This is a genomic window from Streptococcus sanguinis (assembly GCF_050222175.1).
Lineage (GTDB): Bacteria > Bacillota > Bacilli > Lactobacillales > Streptococcaceae > Streptococcus > Streptococcus sanguinis_M.
In genome coordinates this window covers 199093-216373 of the sequence record NZ_CP071420.1, presented here as the reverse complement: position 1 = coordinate 216373, position 17281 = coordinate 199093, and the positions used below count along the sequence as shown (strand labels likewise).

Annotated in this window: 20 protein-coding genes and 2 pseudogenes; 2 read left to right on the top strand and 20 right to left on the bottom strand. The window is 41.9% G+C overall.

All coding sequences use genetic code 11. The annotated features are described in order from the left end of the window. From J1C91_RS01160 to J1C91_RS01150, 3 genes are read right to left on the bottom strand one after another with little or no spacing between them, the layout of a single operon-like run. The gene (locus J1C91_RS01160; protein ID WP_002899156.1) at positions 1 to 171 is read right to left on the bottom strand and encodes a DUF2273 domain-containing protein; all 171 of its coding nucleotides are present in this window, start codon (positions 169 to 171) and stop codon (positions 1 to 3) included. 11 nt (positions 172 to 182) lie between these two features. Then, a complete protein-coding gene (gene amaP / locus J1C91_RS01155) occupies positions 183 to 764 on the bottom strand; it encodes an alkaline shock response membrane anchor protein AmaP (protein ID WP_002893930.1) in 582 nt (193 codons plus the stop codon). A gap of 55 nt (positions 765 to 819) precedes the next feature. Then, a complete protein-coding gene (locus J1C91_RS01150; RefSeq protein WP_002893931.1) occupies positions 820 to 1059 on the bottom strand; it encodes a GlsB/YeaQ/YmgE family stress response membrane protein in 240 nt (79 codons plus the stop codon). A gap of 293 nt (positions 1060 to 1352) precedes the next feature. Here J1C91_RS01150 and J1C91_RS01145 point away from each other — a divergent pair, with 293 nt between their 5' ends. Next, entirely contained in the window at positions 1353 to 2834 is a 1482-nt protein-coding gene (locus tag J1C91_RS01145; protein ID WP_125438874.1) for a M protein trans-acting positive regulator PRD domain-containing protein, read from the top strand. A gap of 196 nt (positions 2835 to 3030) precedes the next feature. Here J1C91_RS01145 and J1C91_RS01140 read toward each other — a convergent pair whose 3' ends face one another. The 14 genes from J1C91_RS01140 to J1C91_RS01075 all read right to left on the bottom strand — a co-directional run bounded on the left by J1C91_RS01140 (position 3031) and on the right by J1C91_RS01075 (position 13193). Further along, positions 3031 to 3789, bottom strand: a complete 759-nt coding sequence (locus J1C91_RS01140; RefSeq protein ID WP_002893934.1) for an ABC transporter ATP-binding protein — start codon at positions 3787 to 3789, stop codon at positions 3031 to 3033. After that, positions 3786 to 4652, bottom strand: a complete 867-nt coding sequence (locus J1C91_RS01135; protein WP_002908605.1) for an ABC transporter permease — start codon at positions 4650 to 4652, stop codon at positions 3786 to 3788. Before J1C91_RS01135 ends, J1C91_RS01140 begins: the two co-directional genes overlap by 4 nt. 96 nt (positions 4653 to 4748) lie before the next feature. After that, the gene (locus tag J1C91_RS01130) at positions 4749 to 5123 is read right to left on the bottom strand and encodes a hypothetical protein (RefSeq protein WP_002911558.1); all 375 of its coding nucleotides are present in this window, start codon (positions 5121 to 5123) and stop codon (positions 4749 to 4751) included. Further along, complete coding sequence (locus tag J1C91_RS01125; RefSeq protein ID WP_002908603.1) at positions 5116 to 5619, bottom strand: beta-class carbonic anhydrase; 504 nt, start codon at positions 5617 to 5619, stop codon at positions 5116 to 5118. The genes J1C91_RS01130 and J1C91_RS01125 overlap by 8 nt, the downstream gene beginning before the upstream one ends. Before the next feature lie 163 nt (positions 5620 to 5782). After that, positions 5783 to 6268, bottom strand: a complete 486-nt coding sequence (locus J1C91_RS01120; protein ID WP_002908601.1) for a GNAT family N-acetyltransferase — start codon at positions 6266 to 6268, stop codon at positions 5783 to 5785. Between the two features lie 290 nt (positions 6269 to 6558). Beyond that, on the bottom strand, positions 6559 to 7254 hold the full coding sequence (locus tag J1C91_RS01115) for a TIGR00266 family protein (RefSeq protein WP_002908599.1): 696 nt from the start codon (positions 7252 to 7254) through the stop codon (positions 6559 to 6561). Between the two features lie 113 nt (positions 7255 to 7367). Continuing rightward, the gene (locus tag J1C91_RS01110) at positions 7368 to 8084 is read right to left on the bottom strand and encodes a TIGR00266 family protein (protein WP_002908595.1); all 717 of its coding nucleotides are present in this window, start codon (positions 8082 to 8084) and stop codon (positions 7368 to 7370) included. Between the two features lie 115 nt (positions 8085 to 8199). Continuing rightward, complete coding sequence (gene radA, locus J1C91_RS01105) at positions 8200 to 9567, bottom strand: DNA repair protein RadA (RefSeq protein WP_125438876.1); 1368 nt, start codon at positions 9565 to 9567, stop codon at positions 8200 to 8202. 5 nt (positions 9568 to 9572) lie between these two features. Next, positions 9573 to 10205, bottom strand: a complete 633-nt coding sequence (locus J1C91_RS01100; protein ID WP_002908594.1) for a methyltransferase domain-containing protein — start codon at positions 10203 to 10205, stop codon at positions 9573 to 9575. A 53-nt stretch (positions 10206 to 10258) separates the two neighbouring features. Beyond that, positions 10259 to 10774, bottom strand: coding sequence for a histidine phosphatase family protein (locus tag J1C91_RS01095; protein ID WP_002908593.1), 516 nt, complete (start codon positions 10772 to 10774; stop codon positions 10259 to 10261). 18 nt (positions 10775 to 10792) lie between these two features. After that, a complete protein-coding gene (locus J1C91_RS01090) occupies positions 10793 to 11251 on the bottom strand; it encodes a cysteine hydrolase family protein (RefSeq protein WP_002908592.1) in 459 nt (152 codons plus the stop codon). 9 nt (positions 11252 to 11260) lie between these two features. Beyond that, the gene (locus J1C91_RS01085) at positions 11261 to 11704 is read right to left on the bottom strand and encodes a dUTP diphosphatase (protein WP_002908591.1); all 444 of its coding nucleotides are present in this window, start codon (positions 11702 to 11704) and stop codon (positions 11261 to 11263) included. A gap of 84 nt (positions 11705 to 11788) precedes the next feature. Beyond that, the gene (locus J1C91_RS01080; protein WP_048777328.1) at positions 11789 to 12238 is read right to left on the bottom strand and encodes an 8-oxo-dGTP diphosphatase; all 450 of its coding nucleotides are present in this window, start codon (positions 12236 to 12238) and stop codon (positions 11789 to 11791) included. 265 nt (positions 12239 to 12503) lie between these two features. Then, entirely contained in the window at positions 12504 to 13193 is a 690-nt protein-coding gene (locus tag J1C91_RS01075; RefSeq protein ID WP_002893948.1) for a gamma-glutamyl-gamma-aminobutyrate hydrolase family protein, read from the bottom strand. A 228-nt stretch (positions 13194 to 13421) separates the two neighbouring features. Between J1C91_RS01075 and J1C91_RS01070 the strand changes: the two genes are divergently transcribed. After that, positions 13422 to 15395 (top strand): peptide ABC transporter substrate-binding protein, encoded by a 1974-nt coding sequence (locus J1C91_RS01070; RefSeq protein WP_002908589.1) that lies wholly within the window; start codon positions 13422 to 13424, stop codon positions 15393 to 15395. A gap of 116 nt (positions 15396 to 15511) precedes the next feature. On the opposite strand, the gene J1C91_RS01065 is transcribed toward J1C91_RS01070, so the two are convergent. From J1C91_RS01065 to J1C91_RS01055, 3 genes and pseudogenes are all read right to left on the bottom strand, one after another. Continuing rightward, positions 15512 to 16300, bottom strand: a complete 789-nt coding sequence (locus tag J1C91_RS01065; protein WP_376739339.1) for an ABC transporter ATP-binding protein — start codon at positions 16298 to 16300, stop codon at positions 15512 to 15514. Positions 16301 to 16435: 135 nt separating this feature from the next. Next, a pseudogene (locus J1C91_RS01060) lies at positions 16436 to 17167 on the bottom strand (ABC transporter ATP-binding protein); the annotation flags it as partial. Then, positions 17143 to 17281, bottom strand: a pseudogene (locus J1C91_RS01055) (ABC transporter ATP-binding protein); the annotation flags it as partial. The pseudogenes J1C91_RS01060 and J1C91_RS01055, both read right to left, overlap by 25 nt.

Sequence of the window (17281 nt, the reverse complement as noted above, 5' to 3'; positions counted from 1 at the left end):
TTATTTAAATATATTTTTGTTTTGAATATAATATCCAATTCCTGCCCCTAGAGTAGCGCAAATCAAGACAAATAGAGTCTTAAAGAAGCCAAAGGATAGGATAAAACACGCTAGAATAATGCCTGCTAATCCAGACAAGATTGGATATTGATATTTTTTAAACCATTCCATTTTTTACTTCCTTACTTTACACGACTAGTAGTTTTTTTAGCCGCTTCTTTTGGCTTGAAGTCTGAGACAGAGATTTTAAGCTTGACATTATGATTGATTCCGAAGAATTCTGTCAATCCAGACGCAATTTCTTCTTGAATCAACTGACTTCTCTTGATGATGTTTTCCGAAGGAACGATTGCGCCTTTAACGGAAACCATGCATTTGTTTTTACGGCTATTTACTGAAACTGTAGGATCTTTAATTAAACCGTGTTCTGTTAACAGACTACGAACAAACCCTTCAATTGCTGAATTTTTCAGCATCAGTTTCCCATCCGCATCAGCTAGCTGAATTTCCAAACGTCTCTTAGGATAAAAAGCTATCACTAACATCAGTAGTAAGATTAAGCTTGCTAAAACCACAGTGCCCCAGAAAACATACCTAGAAAGATAGTAGCCCACAAAAGGAATCTGCTTCCAAGTGAATAACTTCCAGCTAAATAACTGGAGCCCCAGACCGCTGACTTTATGAAAGTCTAGCAAAACAGGAATCAAAATTGTCAAGATTAAAATACAGAAAATAAGGGAAAGTATTTTTCTTGATTTTGACATATTGAATCCTCACATCATTAAATTTTAAATTGTATTTTGAACGTAAAAAGACAATTTATGCCTTTTTACCTACAAAAAATGATACAACAGCTACTACAATAACTGCACCAATGATAGAAGGAAGCAAGGCCATACCAGCCAAACTAGGACCCCAAGTTCCTAAAAGTGACTGACCGACAGCAGAACCAACTAAACCTGCAACAACGTTTGCAATAACACCCATTGAGCCGCCTTTTTTAGTGATTGATCCAGCAATAAGACCAATAAGACCTCCAACAATAATAGACCAAAGCATATTGATTCTCCTTTCTAATTTTTTCTAAATCAAAATTGTTTAATAATATTTTTTACTATTATTTTTTGATTAACATAATTATATAATTTTCCAACTTGGAAACATAATAATTCAACTTGGTTTTCTTTCCGTTTATCTGTACTATAGATACGCAAAAATAAGAATTCCTTGTTCTATAGGCTTTTAGCAGCATTTTTAGATATATTTTTGAGTTGTTAAATGAGGTTAAACGCATAAAATATGGTATAATTGCCTGATAATAAAAACACTATATAAAGAAAGATAATATTTTAATGCGAGAATTACTATCTAAAAAGAGCCACAGACAATTAGAACTATTAGAACTACTATTTAAAAACAAACGCTGGTTTCATATTTCTGAACTGGCTGAACTATTGAATTGTACAGAACGTTCAGTAAAAGATGATTTATCCCATGTCAAGTCTGCGTTTCCTCAATTGATTTTTCACTCGTCCACTAATGGTATACGTATCATTAATACCGATGATAGTGATATTGAGATGGTCTATCACCATTTTTTTAAACATTCAACCCATTTTTCAATTTTAGAATTCATCTTCTTTAACGAAGGATATGAAACTGAGAGTCTTTGTAAAGAGTTTTATATAAGCTCTTCCTCACTCTATCGTATAATCAGTCATATTAACAAAATTATAAAAAAACAATATAATTTCAAAATTAGTCTCAATCCTGCTCGGATTATTGGAGATGAGATTGATATCCGTTATTTTTTTGCACAATATTTTTCGGAAAAATATTATTTTCTTGAATGGCCCTTTACAGATTTTTCAGTAGAACCTTTGTGTAAGCTGTTAGCACTGGTCTATAAAGAAACTGCATTTCCTGTCAATTTCGCAACTCAAAGAATGTTAAAATTGCTCCTAGTTACAAATTTATATCGAATAAAGTTTGGTCATTTCTTGGAAGTTGAGAAAGATTCTTTTAACAATCAATTGTTAGAATCTTTCATGCAGGCAGAAGGAATCGAAGACATTGTAGCGAGCTTTGATTCTGAATATCATATCTCTTTGAATAAAGAAGTGATAGGCCAACTATTTGTCTCCTATTTTCAAAAAATGTTTTTCATTGATGAAAATCTATTTATGAGCTGCGCAAAAACAGACAGCTATGTAAAAAATTCGTATCAATTATTAAGTGATTTAATTGATCAGATAGAAAGCAAATATAATCTAAAAATAGACAATAATGACAATCTTATTTGGCATTTGCATAATACAGCACATCTGCACCGTCAGGAACTATCTACAGAATTTATTCTGTTTGATCAAAAAGGGAATACAATCAAGAACTTTCAAAATATTTTCCCTCAATTTGTTTCAGATATTAAAAAAGGGATTGAACATTATCTAGAGACTTTGGATATCCATAGCACACCAATGAAAGTCAACCATCTATCCTATACTCTTATCACTCACAGCAAACATTTAGTGCTGAATCTTTTACAAAATCAGCCTAAATTAAAGGTTCTAGTCATGAGTAATTTTGATCAGTATCATGCAAGATCAGTAGCAGAGACCCTTTCTTATTATTGCAGTAATAATTTTGAACTTGAAGTTTGGAATAAATTAGAATTATCAATTGATTCTTTAAAAGAATCACCTTACGATATCATCATTTCTAATTTTATTATTCCACCCATTGAGAACAAGAGACTGATCTATTCCAATAATATTAATACGGTCGCACTCATCTCCTTACTTAACGCAATGATGTTTATTCGCTTAGATGAGTGATTTAGACTATTTTGATAACAAAAAAACCGCAATCTAGCGGTTTTTATTCATCTATTAGGGCAATTTGAAGAAAAAGAACAAAGTCCTATTTAACAGAGAACTAAATTCTTTTGATCATTAATTGTCTAACTTTGTGGGAGCAGTACATTATTTAGTACATATTCTTTTTCTTGTTTTTACAAAACTCTGAGAAAGCCTATTCAAACAAGCCATAATAATCCGCGATGGTCATCTTGGCTTTCTCGTTTTTGTTTAAGTCCTGAATAATCTGCCCGTCTTTCATGACAATTAGTCGGTTGCCGTATTTGAGGGCATCCTCCATGTGATGAGTAATCATGAGAGCTGTGAGGCGGTCACGATTGACAAATTCATTGGTCAACTCCATCAAGGCTACACTGGTCTTGGGATCCAGTGCTGCAGTATGCTCATCCAGAAGCAAAAGCTCTGGGCGCTTGAGCGTTGCCATGAGCAGACTCAAAGCCTGTCTTTGCCCGCCAGAAAGAAATTCAATCGGTGTATCCAGATGCTTGTCCAGGCCATTGCCGATTTTCTCAATCGTCGCCTGAAATTCTTCCCTGTAACTGTTGAGTCCACGGGGCACCAAGCCACGCTTTTCGCCTCGGAATTTGGCGATAAGAAGATTTTCCGCCACTGTCATCCGCGGAGCTGTTCCCATCTTAGGATCCTGAAAGACACGAGACAGGTACTTGGCCCGCTTTTCTGGTGAAAAATGAGTGACATTTTCCCCCAAGATATGAATGCTGCCGCTGGTTAAAGGGAGAGTGCCGGCAATGACATTGAACAGGGTTGACTTTCCTGCACCGTTTCCACCTAAAATCGTAATAAAATCATGCTCGTGAATGTCTAAAGAAACATCATTTAGGATGATTTTTTCTTCATCAAAGCCGCTCTTTACAAGCTTGGTTGCATTTCTTAATTCTACAATCGCTGTCATTTGCTTAACTTGGCTCCTTTAAAGAATTTATTTTTCAGGGTTGGAATCATGAGACAGACGGCCAGAATCACCGCACTGTAGAGACGGAGATAGTTGGTATTGAAGCCGAGAGCAATAACGCCCCAGATCAAGAACTGATAGGCAATCGCACCAACCACAATGGTAATCAGACGCTCTGCCAAGGTCAGACTCTGGAAGAGCACCTCGCCAATGATAAGACTGGCCAGACCGACAACGATTACTCCAATCCCACGGGACACATCCGCATAGCCTTCCTGCTGGGCAATCAGCGCCCCAGCCAGAGCAATCAAGCCATTTGACAGAATCAATCCCATCAACTCCATACGGCCAGTATTGATACCAAAACTGCGAGCCATATCCGGATTATCTCCGGTCGCGATATAAGCCTGCCCTAGCTTGGTATCCAAGAAAAAGAGCAGGGCCACAATCACTAAGCTGACAAAAATTAAACCAGTCAAGAGGTCATTGACTTCCCCTGAAAATGGTAGAACATCTTGAATCTTACTGCTGCCTAAAAGCCCTAGATTGGCACGACCCATTAACATCAGCATGATAGAGTGGCAGGAGGTCATGACCAAAATCCCAGAAAGCAGAGTCGGAATTTTCCCCTTGGTATAAAGCAGACCTGTCACTGCACCCGCTGCACAGCCAGCTAAAACGGCTGCTGCTGTTGCCAGAAAAGGATTGACTCCCTTGGTAATCAAGGTAACAGCCACTGCCCCGCCCAAGGGGAAGGAGCCTTCTGTCGTCATATCAGGAAAGCCCAGAATCCGAAAGGTCATAAAAATACCTAGACCTAAAACGGCCCAAACTAGTCCCTGAGAAATAATGGAAAGAATCATAACATTGTCCTAACTAATTAAAATCGTTTCTCTATTTTAACATAAAAAAGGAGCCAATTTCAATGCTGATGCGCAGACAAAGAAATTGACTTTCTTTTAATCCTTAAAGCTAGTTTCATATTCAAGACTTTTGCTCGTAGGATCTAATAAACTTAGTCTCTTAAGAAAGTCTAAAATACCATTCTCATCGGAGAGATTTAATTGAAAAACTCTTTGTTTAAAATAATCAAAAGTATTGCAACTAAGCGACTCTTTTTCCCATGGTCGAGTATGCGCATCAACAGGATTCTGTGTCAACACAAAAGTATAGGTAAGAAATTTCCAAGTAGTCCACTTTTGATCAACCTGACTAGAAGTTATAATAGCATAAACAGACTTGTCTAACTCAAAACTCTCTACTAAAAATTTTATAAACCGATTTGTTTCTTCCTTTATTTCTTCCTTTTGTTCATCATTTTTATTATTAATCATTATTTTTCACCTCTGTCATTCGACCAGTATCTACATCATAAACCGCGCCTGAGATTTTTACATCAGCTGGGATTAGCGGTGACTGCCTCAGCAAGGCCATATCCTCGCGCACACTTTCCTCTACATCTGTAAAGGGCAAAAAGTCCTGATCACTGACATCGACACCTAGCTCTTTATGAAGATAGGCCGTAAAATCCTCATTCTTAAAGGTCTGTGCCCCACAGTCTGTATGATGCAAAACCACGATTTCCCGCGTTCCTAGCTGCTGCTGGGAGATGACCAGCGAGCGAATCATGTCCTCTGTTACCCGACCGCCGGCATTGCGCAAGATATGGGCATCTCCTAGTGCCAGTCCCAGAGCCTGAGCCACGTGTAGCCTAGAGTCCATACAGGTCACGATAGCTACCTTGGTCTTGGGATTAATGGGCAAATGCGCTGTCCCATGCAGATCAACATAAGCTTTATTGGCCTTCATAAAGTTTTCAAAATATGACATTTTGACTCCTGACTAATTATATTATTTGATGTTCAAACGGATTAACCTTATCATACTAGGTTTTGGCTTTAGAACTTCCCTAACTTCAAAAAAGAGAGAACCTATATGAACTGCTCTCTGTGCTAGCTTTTATCACCCACTACAGTTGACAAAGAGCCGTGAGTTATAACTTCTTAAAGTAGCGAGCAACGGGCCATTGTTCAAAACCAAAGTTCTCATAGGTTTTACGAGCCGGTGCATGACCTAGATCACCACCCGTCTCAACCATGACCATTTCCATTCCTTTTTGTTTAATCTGATCACAAGCATAGGTCATGAGCGCTTTTCCAATACCTTGACGCTGATATCTTGGAGCAACAGCTAGGATATAAATCTCACCCATCTTATCCTCAGGGTGCAAGCGAATGTGAATCCATCCGACTAATTCTTCCTCCAGAAAAGCTAACCAGACAAACTGACTCTCTTCATTTAAGACTGCTGTTAGATCATTGATTTGCCTTTTTTCCCACCCTTGAGGATAAAAATTATCATAAACAAACTTAGGAACTCCTTTTTCCATTTTTGGAAAAACTGGAGACCAAGCTTGAATTGATAATTCTAAAACAGCCTCTTTATCCAATTTCTGATAAGGTTTTATAGTAATTGTCACTTTATTCTCCTAACGTTTCTTTAATCCGCCAAAAATGCCACGAACGAGTTAGCATCCGATGGTGCTAACAGCTAAATCATAAAGGCGGCCGTTGCCTTTTCAAGGCTTGATTGGCCTTCATAAAGTTTTCAAAATATGACATTCTTTCCCCTTACTGGTACTTTGATATTCAAATAATTTTATATTATCTTACCATCTTTTCTGTTATTTGTCAGTTCTCGACTTTGTTACAAAAAAATAGGACAGTCAAATCCAGCATCTAGCCTGATCTTCTATCCTAGTTTTATTTCTTATGAGCTTCTTGGAATAAACTTGCTGAGTGAGCCTGCAAAGGTTTGAAGATTGAGACTTTGCACATAGACTTCACCAGTACCTTGGAAGGTGTTGACCACTCCTTCACCCGTTCCGATAGACTGCCAGAAGCCATTTTCTAAATGGATATTATAATTCAAAGACTGGCTCCAAGCTACTACATGGGCATTGTCAATTGTTACTTCTTGGTTATGAAGCTCAATTTTCTTAATAGAACCAAAGGCATTAGCCAAAAGAGTGCCTTGACCTTGGGTCGTCATAACGAAGAGACCGCCTTGCCCGCCAAAGATAGCCTTGCCGACAGACTGGCGCTCCATGGTATAGTAAGCCGTACCATCAAGGGCAAGAAAGGCACCGTCATTGAGCCGGTATTGTTTTTCGCCTAGCTGAAGAGGAATAACCTGACCAGGAGAATCTGGCGCTAAAGCAAGGTAGCCATTATCAGACTGGGCAACAGCCTGAGTAATAAAGGTACTTTCACCAGAAACCATTGACCGTCCTACAGCCTTGACAAAACGTCCCAAGCCAGAACCGCTTGCATTTAGCTGGGTATTCAGGGTCACATTAGGCGTGTGGTAGACCATGCTGCCACGCTGGATAAAGACGGTTTCACCTTGATTGAGCGACAACTCAACCAAAGGAAACTGCATATTACTGTCCATAGAAAATCGCATAAGAAATGCCTCCTTCTTATTATGACTTGATTATAACATTTTCATATATTTTGGACAAAGGAAAACTGAAGCATCAAAAAAGAAGAGACAGCCCGAGTCTCTCCTAGAAATTTTCAAGAATTATCAATATTCAGGTGTGGGCGAAGAACATTTGCAAAGGTTTCAATATTGAGACTTTGGATGTAAATTTCCCCAGTTCCATAGAAAGTATTGACCACTCCTTCACCAGTCCCCATGGACTGCCAGAAACCATTTTCTAAATGAATATCATATTCCAGCTCTCGGTTCCATGCTACTACATGAGCATTGTCAATCGTTATCCTATCATTATGCAACTCTACCTTTTGAATCGAGCCAAAGGAATTTACCAAGAGTGTCCCCTGACCTTGGGTACTCATCACATAAAAGCCTCCTTGGCCACCAAAGAGAGCTCGACCTACCGACTGCCTCTCCAAAGTATAAGAGGCAGAACCATCCATAGCCAGAAAGGCTCCATCATTCAGGCGGTATTGCTTTTCACCTAGTTCCAGAGCAACAATCTGACCAGGTACATTAGGCGCTAAGGCTAGACGACCGTTATTTGATTGAGCAGTTGCTTCAGTGATAAACACTCCTTCGCCAGAAGCCATAGAACGGCCCACAGCTTGGATTGCCATGCCAAAGATTGATTGAGACTCTGCATTCACTTTAGCATTCAAGACAACGTTGGGGGTGTGATATATCATGCTCCCAGTCTGAATACGAACAGACTCTGATGCATCTAAGGCAATCTCCGCCAAGGGAAATTGAGCATTGTTGGTAATAGAAACATTCATACGATGATCTACCATGGTTGATTATCCTCCTAAAAAATCTGGAAAAACAACTTATAGGAATTTCCAGACAAATCCTATTTTTCTAGCAATATTATAGCACGCACAACAACTTTTCGCAATACTACTTTAATCAAGAAAATACCTTCTTTAAAACTTCCCCAATCGTCGTCACACCAATGACTTGGATATTGTCTGGAACTTTGAGGCCGTTCAGAGAGTTTTTAGGAGCGTAGACTTTAGTGAAGCCCAGCTTTGCTGCTTCGTTGATGCGCTGCTCGATGCGATTAGCCCGGCGAATTTCTCCAGTCAGGCCAATTTCACCAATAAAGCACTCTTGGGGATTTGTAGACAAATCCTTGTAGCTGGAAGCAATGGCTACCGCCACCGCCAAATCAATGGCCGGCTCATCTAGCTTGACACCACCAGCTGATTTGAGGTAGGCGTCTTGATTTTGCAGAAGGAGCCCCGCCCGTTTTTCCAGAACCGCCATGATGAGGCTGGCTCGGTTAAAGTCCAGTCCAGTCGTGGTTCGCTTGGCATTGCCAAACATGGTCGGTGTAACCAAAGCCTGCACCTCTGCCAAAATCGGCCTCGTTCCTTCCATGGTCACGACAATAGACGAACCTGTCGCGCCGTCCAGACGCTCTTCCAGAAAGACTTCACTTGGATTGACAACCTCAACTAGCCCACCAGATTGCATCTCAAAAATACCAATCTCATTGGTTGAGCCAAAGCGGTTCTTGACTGCTCTCAAGATACGGAAAGTGTGCTGACGTTCGCCCTCAAAATAAAGCACGGTATCCACCATGTGCTCTAGCGTCCGAGGACCAGCTAAGGTTCCTTCCTTGGTCATGTGACCAACGATAAAGGTCGCGATATTATTGGTCTTGGCCAGCTGCATGAGCTCGGCTGTCACCTCTCGGACTTGAGAGACGGAGCCTTGGACACTGGAAATTTCCGGCGACATAACTGTCTGAATGGAGTCAATAATCAGAAAATCCGGCTTAATCTTTTCAATCTCTGTGCGGATATTTTGCATATTGGTCTCGGCGTAGAGATAAAATTCACTGTCAATATCACCGAGGCGTTCCGCCCGCAGCTTAATCTGCTCAGCTGATTCCTCCCCGCTGACATAGAGAACGGTGCCCTGATGAGAAAGCTGAGTGGATACCTGCAATAGCAGGGTGGACTTCCCGATACCAGGATCTCCACCAATCAGAACCAGACTGCCAGGCACGACTCCACCACCCAGCACACGGTTGAACTCATCCATTTCCGTCTTGGTCCTATTGACATCAATCGAAGTGACCTCAGCCAGCTTCATGGGCCGGGTCTTTTCGCCTGTCAAGGAAACACGGGCATGCTTGACTTCAGTAGCCTCTACTTCCTCAACAAAAGAAGACCAAGAGCCACAGTTAGGACAGCGGCCGAGATACTTGGGCGAATGATATTCACAATTTTGACAGACAAAGGTCGTTTTTTTCTTAGCGATGGTGATTCTCCTTATTTTCTAATAATCCAAACAAAAGTAGATAAAACCTGACACACCTGCTCTATATTAGTAAAGCCAGCCTCTTCTAGCAGGCCTGCAACTTCTTGAGGCGAGAGGGAATTCATCAAACCAGTTTGATTCTCATAAGTACGCTGAACTTGTTGCTGATTGGCTCCTAGCTCTGAAGCAAGTGTTTTCCAATAGCCTAGTTGCTGGTTGGAAAAAAAGCTAAGAATCAGAAGGCCATCTTCACTTAAAGAATCATAAATTTTTCGAAGAAAAAAGCTGGGCTTTTCAACAAACTGCAACACTAGCAAGCAAGAACAAATCTGATAAGCAGAAGGCAGCACTGCTTCTTCAAATCGACTATTAAGATACTCCGCTTGAGGCAGATGAACCTGTCTTTTAAGCTCTTGCAGCATCGCCTCACCTGGCTCTACTACCGTCAATCCGGCCTTAGGAAATAAGGATGCCAAACCATTCAACTCAGCCGTCTGGCTTGCCAAAGCTAACACCTTGTCGACTTTTAAACTGGGTGCTAACCTAAGCAATACTCCTCGGAAAATCACATCTAGCATCACATCGTAGCCTGGAATTTTCTGACGAATTTCTGTTGCATAATCCTTGTTCTTAAATTCTTTCATATTTTCTTCTATCTCAAAATCCTTTTATATAAGATTCTTTTTACGACGAAACATTAAAACTTCAGTTCATATTCAACAAACTGGCAAAAATCAATCTGCTGATCAGCTACAAACTGGCGGATGAGCATGCGATGGGCTACAAGAGCTACCGTCTCGTAGTCTCTGTATTTGCTTAAGGCACTGAAAAAGCGGGCTTTCATCTGCTCAGCCGTTTCATACTGGACAGGACTTCTTGCAGGGAGACAACCATTATTTTCAAAAAACAACTCCCGAGCCTGCTCAAACTTTTCTATCCCACTCTCATATACCTGCCATTCATGCAGCAAAGGCTCCACAAAAAACGGCAGTTGGCGGTTTCGAATCAAATAGGAAGCCGTCTCCAAAGCTCGCGTCACAGAAGATGAAATCAGAATTTCCGCCTGTTCCAGCAGAGGATTAGCAGCTGCCTCTGTCGCCATCCGACGACCAGCAGCCGACAAGGGAGCCAAATCTAGTCCAAAGCCAGTGTAACCAGCCTCTTCCAAAAGTGAATAATCTGGCTCTCCGTGGCGGATAAAAATGATTTTCATATTAATGTCCTCATAAAGCTATCTAATCTTGATTCCGCAATCTTGCCATTGCTTCAGTGTTTTAGAGAATTTCTTCTGGTTGGCAACTCCGACAGCAGACAAATCGATGGAAACCTGATAATTCTCCTTGACAGCTGCCAAAACGGAAGCCTTGACACAGCCATTGCCATCTACCCCTATAAACTCTATGCTTTTAGCACCGTTTCCCTCTAAAAAATCTTTTAAATCCGGATTAGTAAAGCAAGAAGCCCGACGCTTCTCAAAGATGCGAGAAGATACAACCTGCAAACCAGTCGCAAATTTCTTCTTCCTATCTTTTCTCTCCCAGAAAAAACGGTTGAGAATATAGATAACCCGGTCGCTAGGATAGCTAGCAATTTTGTCATTTACAGCCGCAGTCAATGCTTCATTATCATATGCTTTTCCTGCAGCAACATAATCTGACTGCATATCTACAACTAATAAATAGTCTCCCATTTTCTTACTCTATTTCCCTGTCGATCCAAATCCACCGGTCCGCACGCCTTCTGCCTCATCTCCATCCGCAATTAAGAAAGGTGCGAAGACAGCCTGCACTACACGTTCGCCAACTTCAAGAACAACTTCCTGATCTGTGATGTTTTTCATCTGAGCAAAGATATGCCCTTCGTTTGCAGGATTGCCATAGTAGTCGCCATCAATGACCCCAACGGAGTTAATCAAAACCAGGCCTTTTTTACGAGGGTTGGATGAGCGATCGTAAAGATAAAGCACCTCGCTCGGCTGCATATAGGCCTTGACACCAGTCGGAACCAACTTAATCTCCCCTGGCGCAATGAGGGTGCGCTCTGCCACTTTCAAATCGTAGCCAGCTGCGTGAGCTGTCTCTCTCTTAGGCAGCAAATCTTCATTTGTAAAGCTGGAAACCAGCTCGAATCCTCGAATTTTCATGTATTTCTCTTTTCTATTTTTGCTGTCCCTATTATACTAAATTCGCAAAGAACAAGCAAAAAAACCGCCGATTGGCGATTCTCCCTAGTATAGATCTCTGATGATCTCTCCATTATCCAGATAGGTAAACTGCTCCGTCAAATCTGATGTGAAAACTTGATACATTTCCTTAAAGCTCACAGCCAGCGAGTAGCTGTCAAAATCTTCACGGTTAATCCAGAACACCTCGCCTTCGTCGGATGAAACTAGCTCTCCTTCAAAACGATTGGTCTTGTAAAGAAAAACGATGTAGCGCTCATCTTTTTCAGTATAAAACTGCTTGACACCACACAAGCGAGGCTCATAGATAGTCAAACCCGTTTCTTCCTTGATTTCCCGTATCACTGATTTGACAAAGGATTCACGATTTTCAACATGGCCACCTGGAAAGCAAAGACCGGTCCAATCGTCATTTACTTTATTTTGCACTAAAATGCGATCTCCATCGTAAACCATACACATATTTGTTAAAATAACTCGCTCCGCTCTTGACATCTCTCTTCCTCCATCTACCGACCGATTCGCTCGGCCTACTTGTGACTCATTATAACATAAAAGACATCAAATTGTTGAAAATCCAGATTTCTCAGCCTTTCCAGCAAAAAAACCGCCAATTGGGCGGTTCTTATAGGGAGATTATTATGAAAAAGAAAAGTTTTAGGATTTCTAAACAAAGTTAGGAGGTCTTTGTTTATGGTCTTAGTATAGAACACTTATCTTAAATTTTCCTAAAAGTAACTTGAAAAAATGAAATAATTTTTTACAGCTCTTGCAAAAGGTACTGAAACAGCTCCAAATTGCCTTTTTCTTCGTTTATTAAAAACTCTGGATGCCATTGAAGGCCTATGATACGATGATTGTCAACCGATTCAATCGCTTCGATGGTATTGTCTCTGGGGTCAAAGGCTGTCGCGCGGAAATTAGGTGCCAAGTCTTTGATGCTTTGGCGATGGACCGAATTAATCTGACTAGCCTGACCAAACAAACGCTCCACAACGCTGTCTTTCTCCGTACGAATGGAGTGCGAAGTACCAAATGGCAAGCCCTGCCAGTGATTTTCGATATGCTGATTGAGAGTTCCGCCAAAAGCAACATTTACCAACTGCAGACCGCGGCAGATGGCCATGACTGGCTTGTTTTGGCGCAGGGCTTCTTTCAAGAGTGCCAACTCAAACTCATCGCGAACAATATTGTAGTCGTCACTGTCAATGGTCTTTTCTTCCCCATAAAACTGCGGATGAACATTTTGCCCGCCTGACAAAATCAGCTTGTCAATCGTTTCTACATAATCTTGAACTAAACTTTTATCTCCAACGGGAATCACCATTGGCAGGCCACCAACCATTCGTACGCCGTCCACAAACTTGCGTGAAACAGAGGTGTGAATATTCTTTCCAGCTTCATCTACTGGACAAAGATTGGCTGAAATTCCAACAATTGTTCTGCACATACCGTGATTCCCCCTTATTTTGATATAGTATATCTTACCACTCCTCTGCGAAGCCGTCCAATAGATTTTTTTAATGCTGGTTATAAAAATTTTTTATCAGAATATGCAACAGTATAAATCTCTTTTTTAAAATTTAGAAAAGCATTTCAGAATTGTCAGAAAATTATTTACTTTTGACAGAAATTTGTTATAATAAGCAGTGTAAAAACTCATGACTTGGAGGTCCCTATGAGAAAATCAAATATTCTTCTTGCCGCAGGGCTCACTCTGCTCTCTGTCGGCTTACTTACAGCTTGCTCTGGAGGCGGAAGTTCCCAATCCAGCAAAAAAATCTACAGCTATGTCTTTACGTCTGATCCAACAACTTTGGACTACATCCAGTCGGCAAAGGAGTCTACCCACGAGCTGACTACAAATGGTGTAGATGGCTTGCTGGAAAATGATAAATATGGAAACTTAGCTCCGTCTATCGCAGAAGATTGGACAGTCTCTCCAGATGGTCTCGTCTATACCTATAAGCTGCGCAAAGATGCCAAGTGGTATACCGCTGATGGCGAAGAATACGCAGATGTCACGGCTCAGGACTTTGTGGCAGGTATCAAACATGCTGCTGATATCAAATCAGACGCTCTCCCTCTTATCCAAGATTCTATCAAGGGGCTGAGTGAATATGCAGCTGGTACCAACAAGGACTTTTCAGCTGTTGGAGTTAAGGCACTGGACGATCATACGGTTCAATATACACTCAACAAGCCTGAAACCTACTGGAACTCTAAAACAACATCAGGTGTTATGATGCCGGTCAACGAGGCCTTCCTAGAAAAGCAAGGCAAGGAATTCGGTCAGGCAACCAAAGCCGACTCCATTCTGTATAACGGTCCATTTATCATGAAATCCATTACTTCTAAATCCTCTGTCGAATTTGAGAAGAACCCTAACTACTGGGATAAGGACAAGGTTAAGATTGATGGTGTCAAACTGTCTTACTACGATGGTTCTGACCAAGATTCATTAGCGCGGACCTTCGGAGATGGCGGCTACAGTTTGGCAAGACTCTACCCAGCCACTTCCAGTTATTCCTCAATCGCCGAGAAATACAAAGATAATATCTTCATGACAGAAGCAGGAGCGGGGGTCGGTCTAATCAGCTTTAACATTGACCGTCAAAGTTATAACCACACTTCTAAAACCAGCGATGAACAAAAAGAAGCTACCAAAAAAGCTCTGCTGAACAAGGATTTCCGCCAAGCTCTAGCCTTTGCCCTTAACCGCGAAAGCTATTCAGCTCAGGTCAATGGAGAAGATGCAGCCAAGCCAGCTGTCCGTAATCTCTTTGTTCCGCCAACTTTTGTTCAAGCCAATGGCAAGGAATTTGGCACTCTGGTCGAAGAATCACTGGCTTCCTATGGTGACGAGTGGAAAGGTATCAAGCTAGATGACGGCCAAGACGGTCTCCACAATACTGACAAAGCCAAGGTGGAATTTGCCAAAGCCAAGCAGGCTCTTGCAGATGAAGGCGTACAATTCCCAATTCACCTAGATGTTCCTGTCGCTCAGAATTCTACTAACTTCGTCAACCGTATGCAATCTCTGAAACAATCATTAGAAGAGGCGTTAGGAAAGGACAATGTCTCTGTAGACCTACAGATGCTGGCTGAGGACGAAGCACTAAACATCACCTTCAATGCTGAAGCTGCTAGCCAGGAAGACTGGGATATCAACGGTCTCGTTGCCTGGGATCCAGACTACCAAGATCCATCTACTTACCTGGACATTTTAGTGCCAGGTAACAGCACTCAGACCAGAACCTACCTTGGATTTGAAGACAAAGACAATGCTGCTGCTAAAGCTGTAGGACTAGATGAGTACAGCAAGCTGATCGAAGAGGCCGGAAACGAAACACAAGATGTTGACAAGCGCTATGAAAAATATGCTGCAGCTCAAGCATGGCTGACAGATAGCGCCCTCGTTGTGCCAACTATGAGCAGCAGAGGAGCAGCACCGTTCATTTCTCGGATTGTACCATTTACAAACTCTTATGCTCAGACAGGTACAAAAGATGCCAACTATCATAAATACGTGGAAATCAGTGATGAGATTGTCACGACTAAAGACTATCAAAAGGCCCAAGAAAAGTGGAAAAAAGAAAAAGAGGAATCCAATAAAAAGACCCAAGAGGATCTGGCTAAACATGTGAAATAATCACTACTTTTATGTTAATTAAAAATCCAGCAGGAACAGAAACCTGCTGGATTTTTTAACTTTTCTATCTAATATTTTAAAAGCCTGGCTGATTATCCAGCTGCAAAACCAACCAGCTACTCAAAGACAAACTGGTTGTGATAAAGTTCCGAGTAGAAGCCACCGAGTTTTAGGAGCTGGTGATGATTGCCCTGTTCAATGACCTCTCCATCTTTGAGGACGATAATCTGGTCTGCATTTAGAATAGTCTTGAGGCGATGAGCAATGACAAAGCTAGTTCGGCCAGCCACAACGGCTTCCATGGCTTGCTGAATCTTACTCTCTGTTACCGTATCGACATTAGAAGTCGCTTCATCCAAAATCAAGACTTGCGGATCCGTCAGCAGGGTTCTGGCAATGGAAATCAGCTGTTTCTGCCCAATTGAGAAGATATTCTGATCATCATCCACCAGAGTATCGTATTTGTCAGGCAGACTTTCGATATAGTCATGGATATGGGTCGCACGCGCAGCCGTTTCGACCATCTCCTGACTGGCATCTGGCACACCGAAGCGGATATTGTCCCGAATCGTGCCGCTAAAGAGCACCGAATCCTGCAAGACAATGCCCACATGACTCCGTAAGCTATCCAGCTCATAGTCTCGAATGTCGCGACCGTCAAACTCAATGCTGCCACTGTCCACATCGTAAAAGCGATTCAGCAGGTTCATAATGGTCGTCTTACCTGATCCAGTCGGGCCAACAACAGCCGTCATCTTCCCCTTAGGGGCTAAAATAGATACGTATTTGAGGATAGGCTTGCCTTCCACATAAGAGAAGTCCACATGCTTGATCTCCACGGAGTCTGTGAGCTCTGTGAAAGCAGGTGCATTCTCTGGCCGGACTTCCTCCGGCGCATCAAACATCTCCTGAATCCGGTCAGCCCCAGTAAAGGCTAACTGCAGACTGCCCCAGCTGGCTGCAATCTGGATGATAGGCTGATAATACTGCTGGGAAAACTGAGTAAAAGTAGTAATCAGGCCGACTGCAACAGCCGTTTCGACATTAGGGTCGCTCAGTAAGACAGCCGAGCCAACAAAAATAACAATAGCTGTATTAATCAAATTCATCCCGTTCATAATAGGGAAAAGAAGCCCTGAAAATGTCCGGCCTTTAAAGGTTGCCGAGCGTACGCGGTCATTCTGCTCAATAAAACCTTTAATGACCTCCTCCTGCATTCCCTGAACGATAACGGCCTTCTGACCGGAAATGGTCTCGTCCATATAAGCATTGAGGCGGCCGACTTCTTTTTGCTGAAGATTGGTGTACTTCCGAGCCAGCCTAACAATGACCACTAGGAGAAGAAAAGCAACCGGTGTGCTGGCTACCGTTATCCAGGCCAATCTAGCATTTTGGACAAACATGATAATTACTAGACCCAGATAGAGCAAGGCATTGCTCATAACCTGGATCATGCTTTCATTTAGAGCCTGCAGGATATTGTCCAAGTCACTGGTAAAGCGCGACAGAATATCTCCATCCTGATGGCGGTCAAAGAAAGCAACTGTCATCTTGGACAGCTTGCCAAACAGGCCCTTACGCATCTCATTGGTCGAATGGGCAATAACTCGGGTCATCAAAAGCATGTAAATTAAGCTAGAAACAGACAGGCAGACAAAGGACACTAATACACTGCCCATAACGCTGCCAAAAGTTGACAGAATCTGATCAGTCTCACCCTTCTCAACAAAAGCCCGGCCCAACTCAACCAAATGCTGAACAGCCTGACCGACATAAACCGGAAAAAGGACCTGAAAAACAGTCGCTGTTACCATCATCAAAAGGACAATGACAAAGGATAATTTGTAACGCTTAAAATATTGCCAGAAAAATGCAATCGTCCGCAT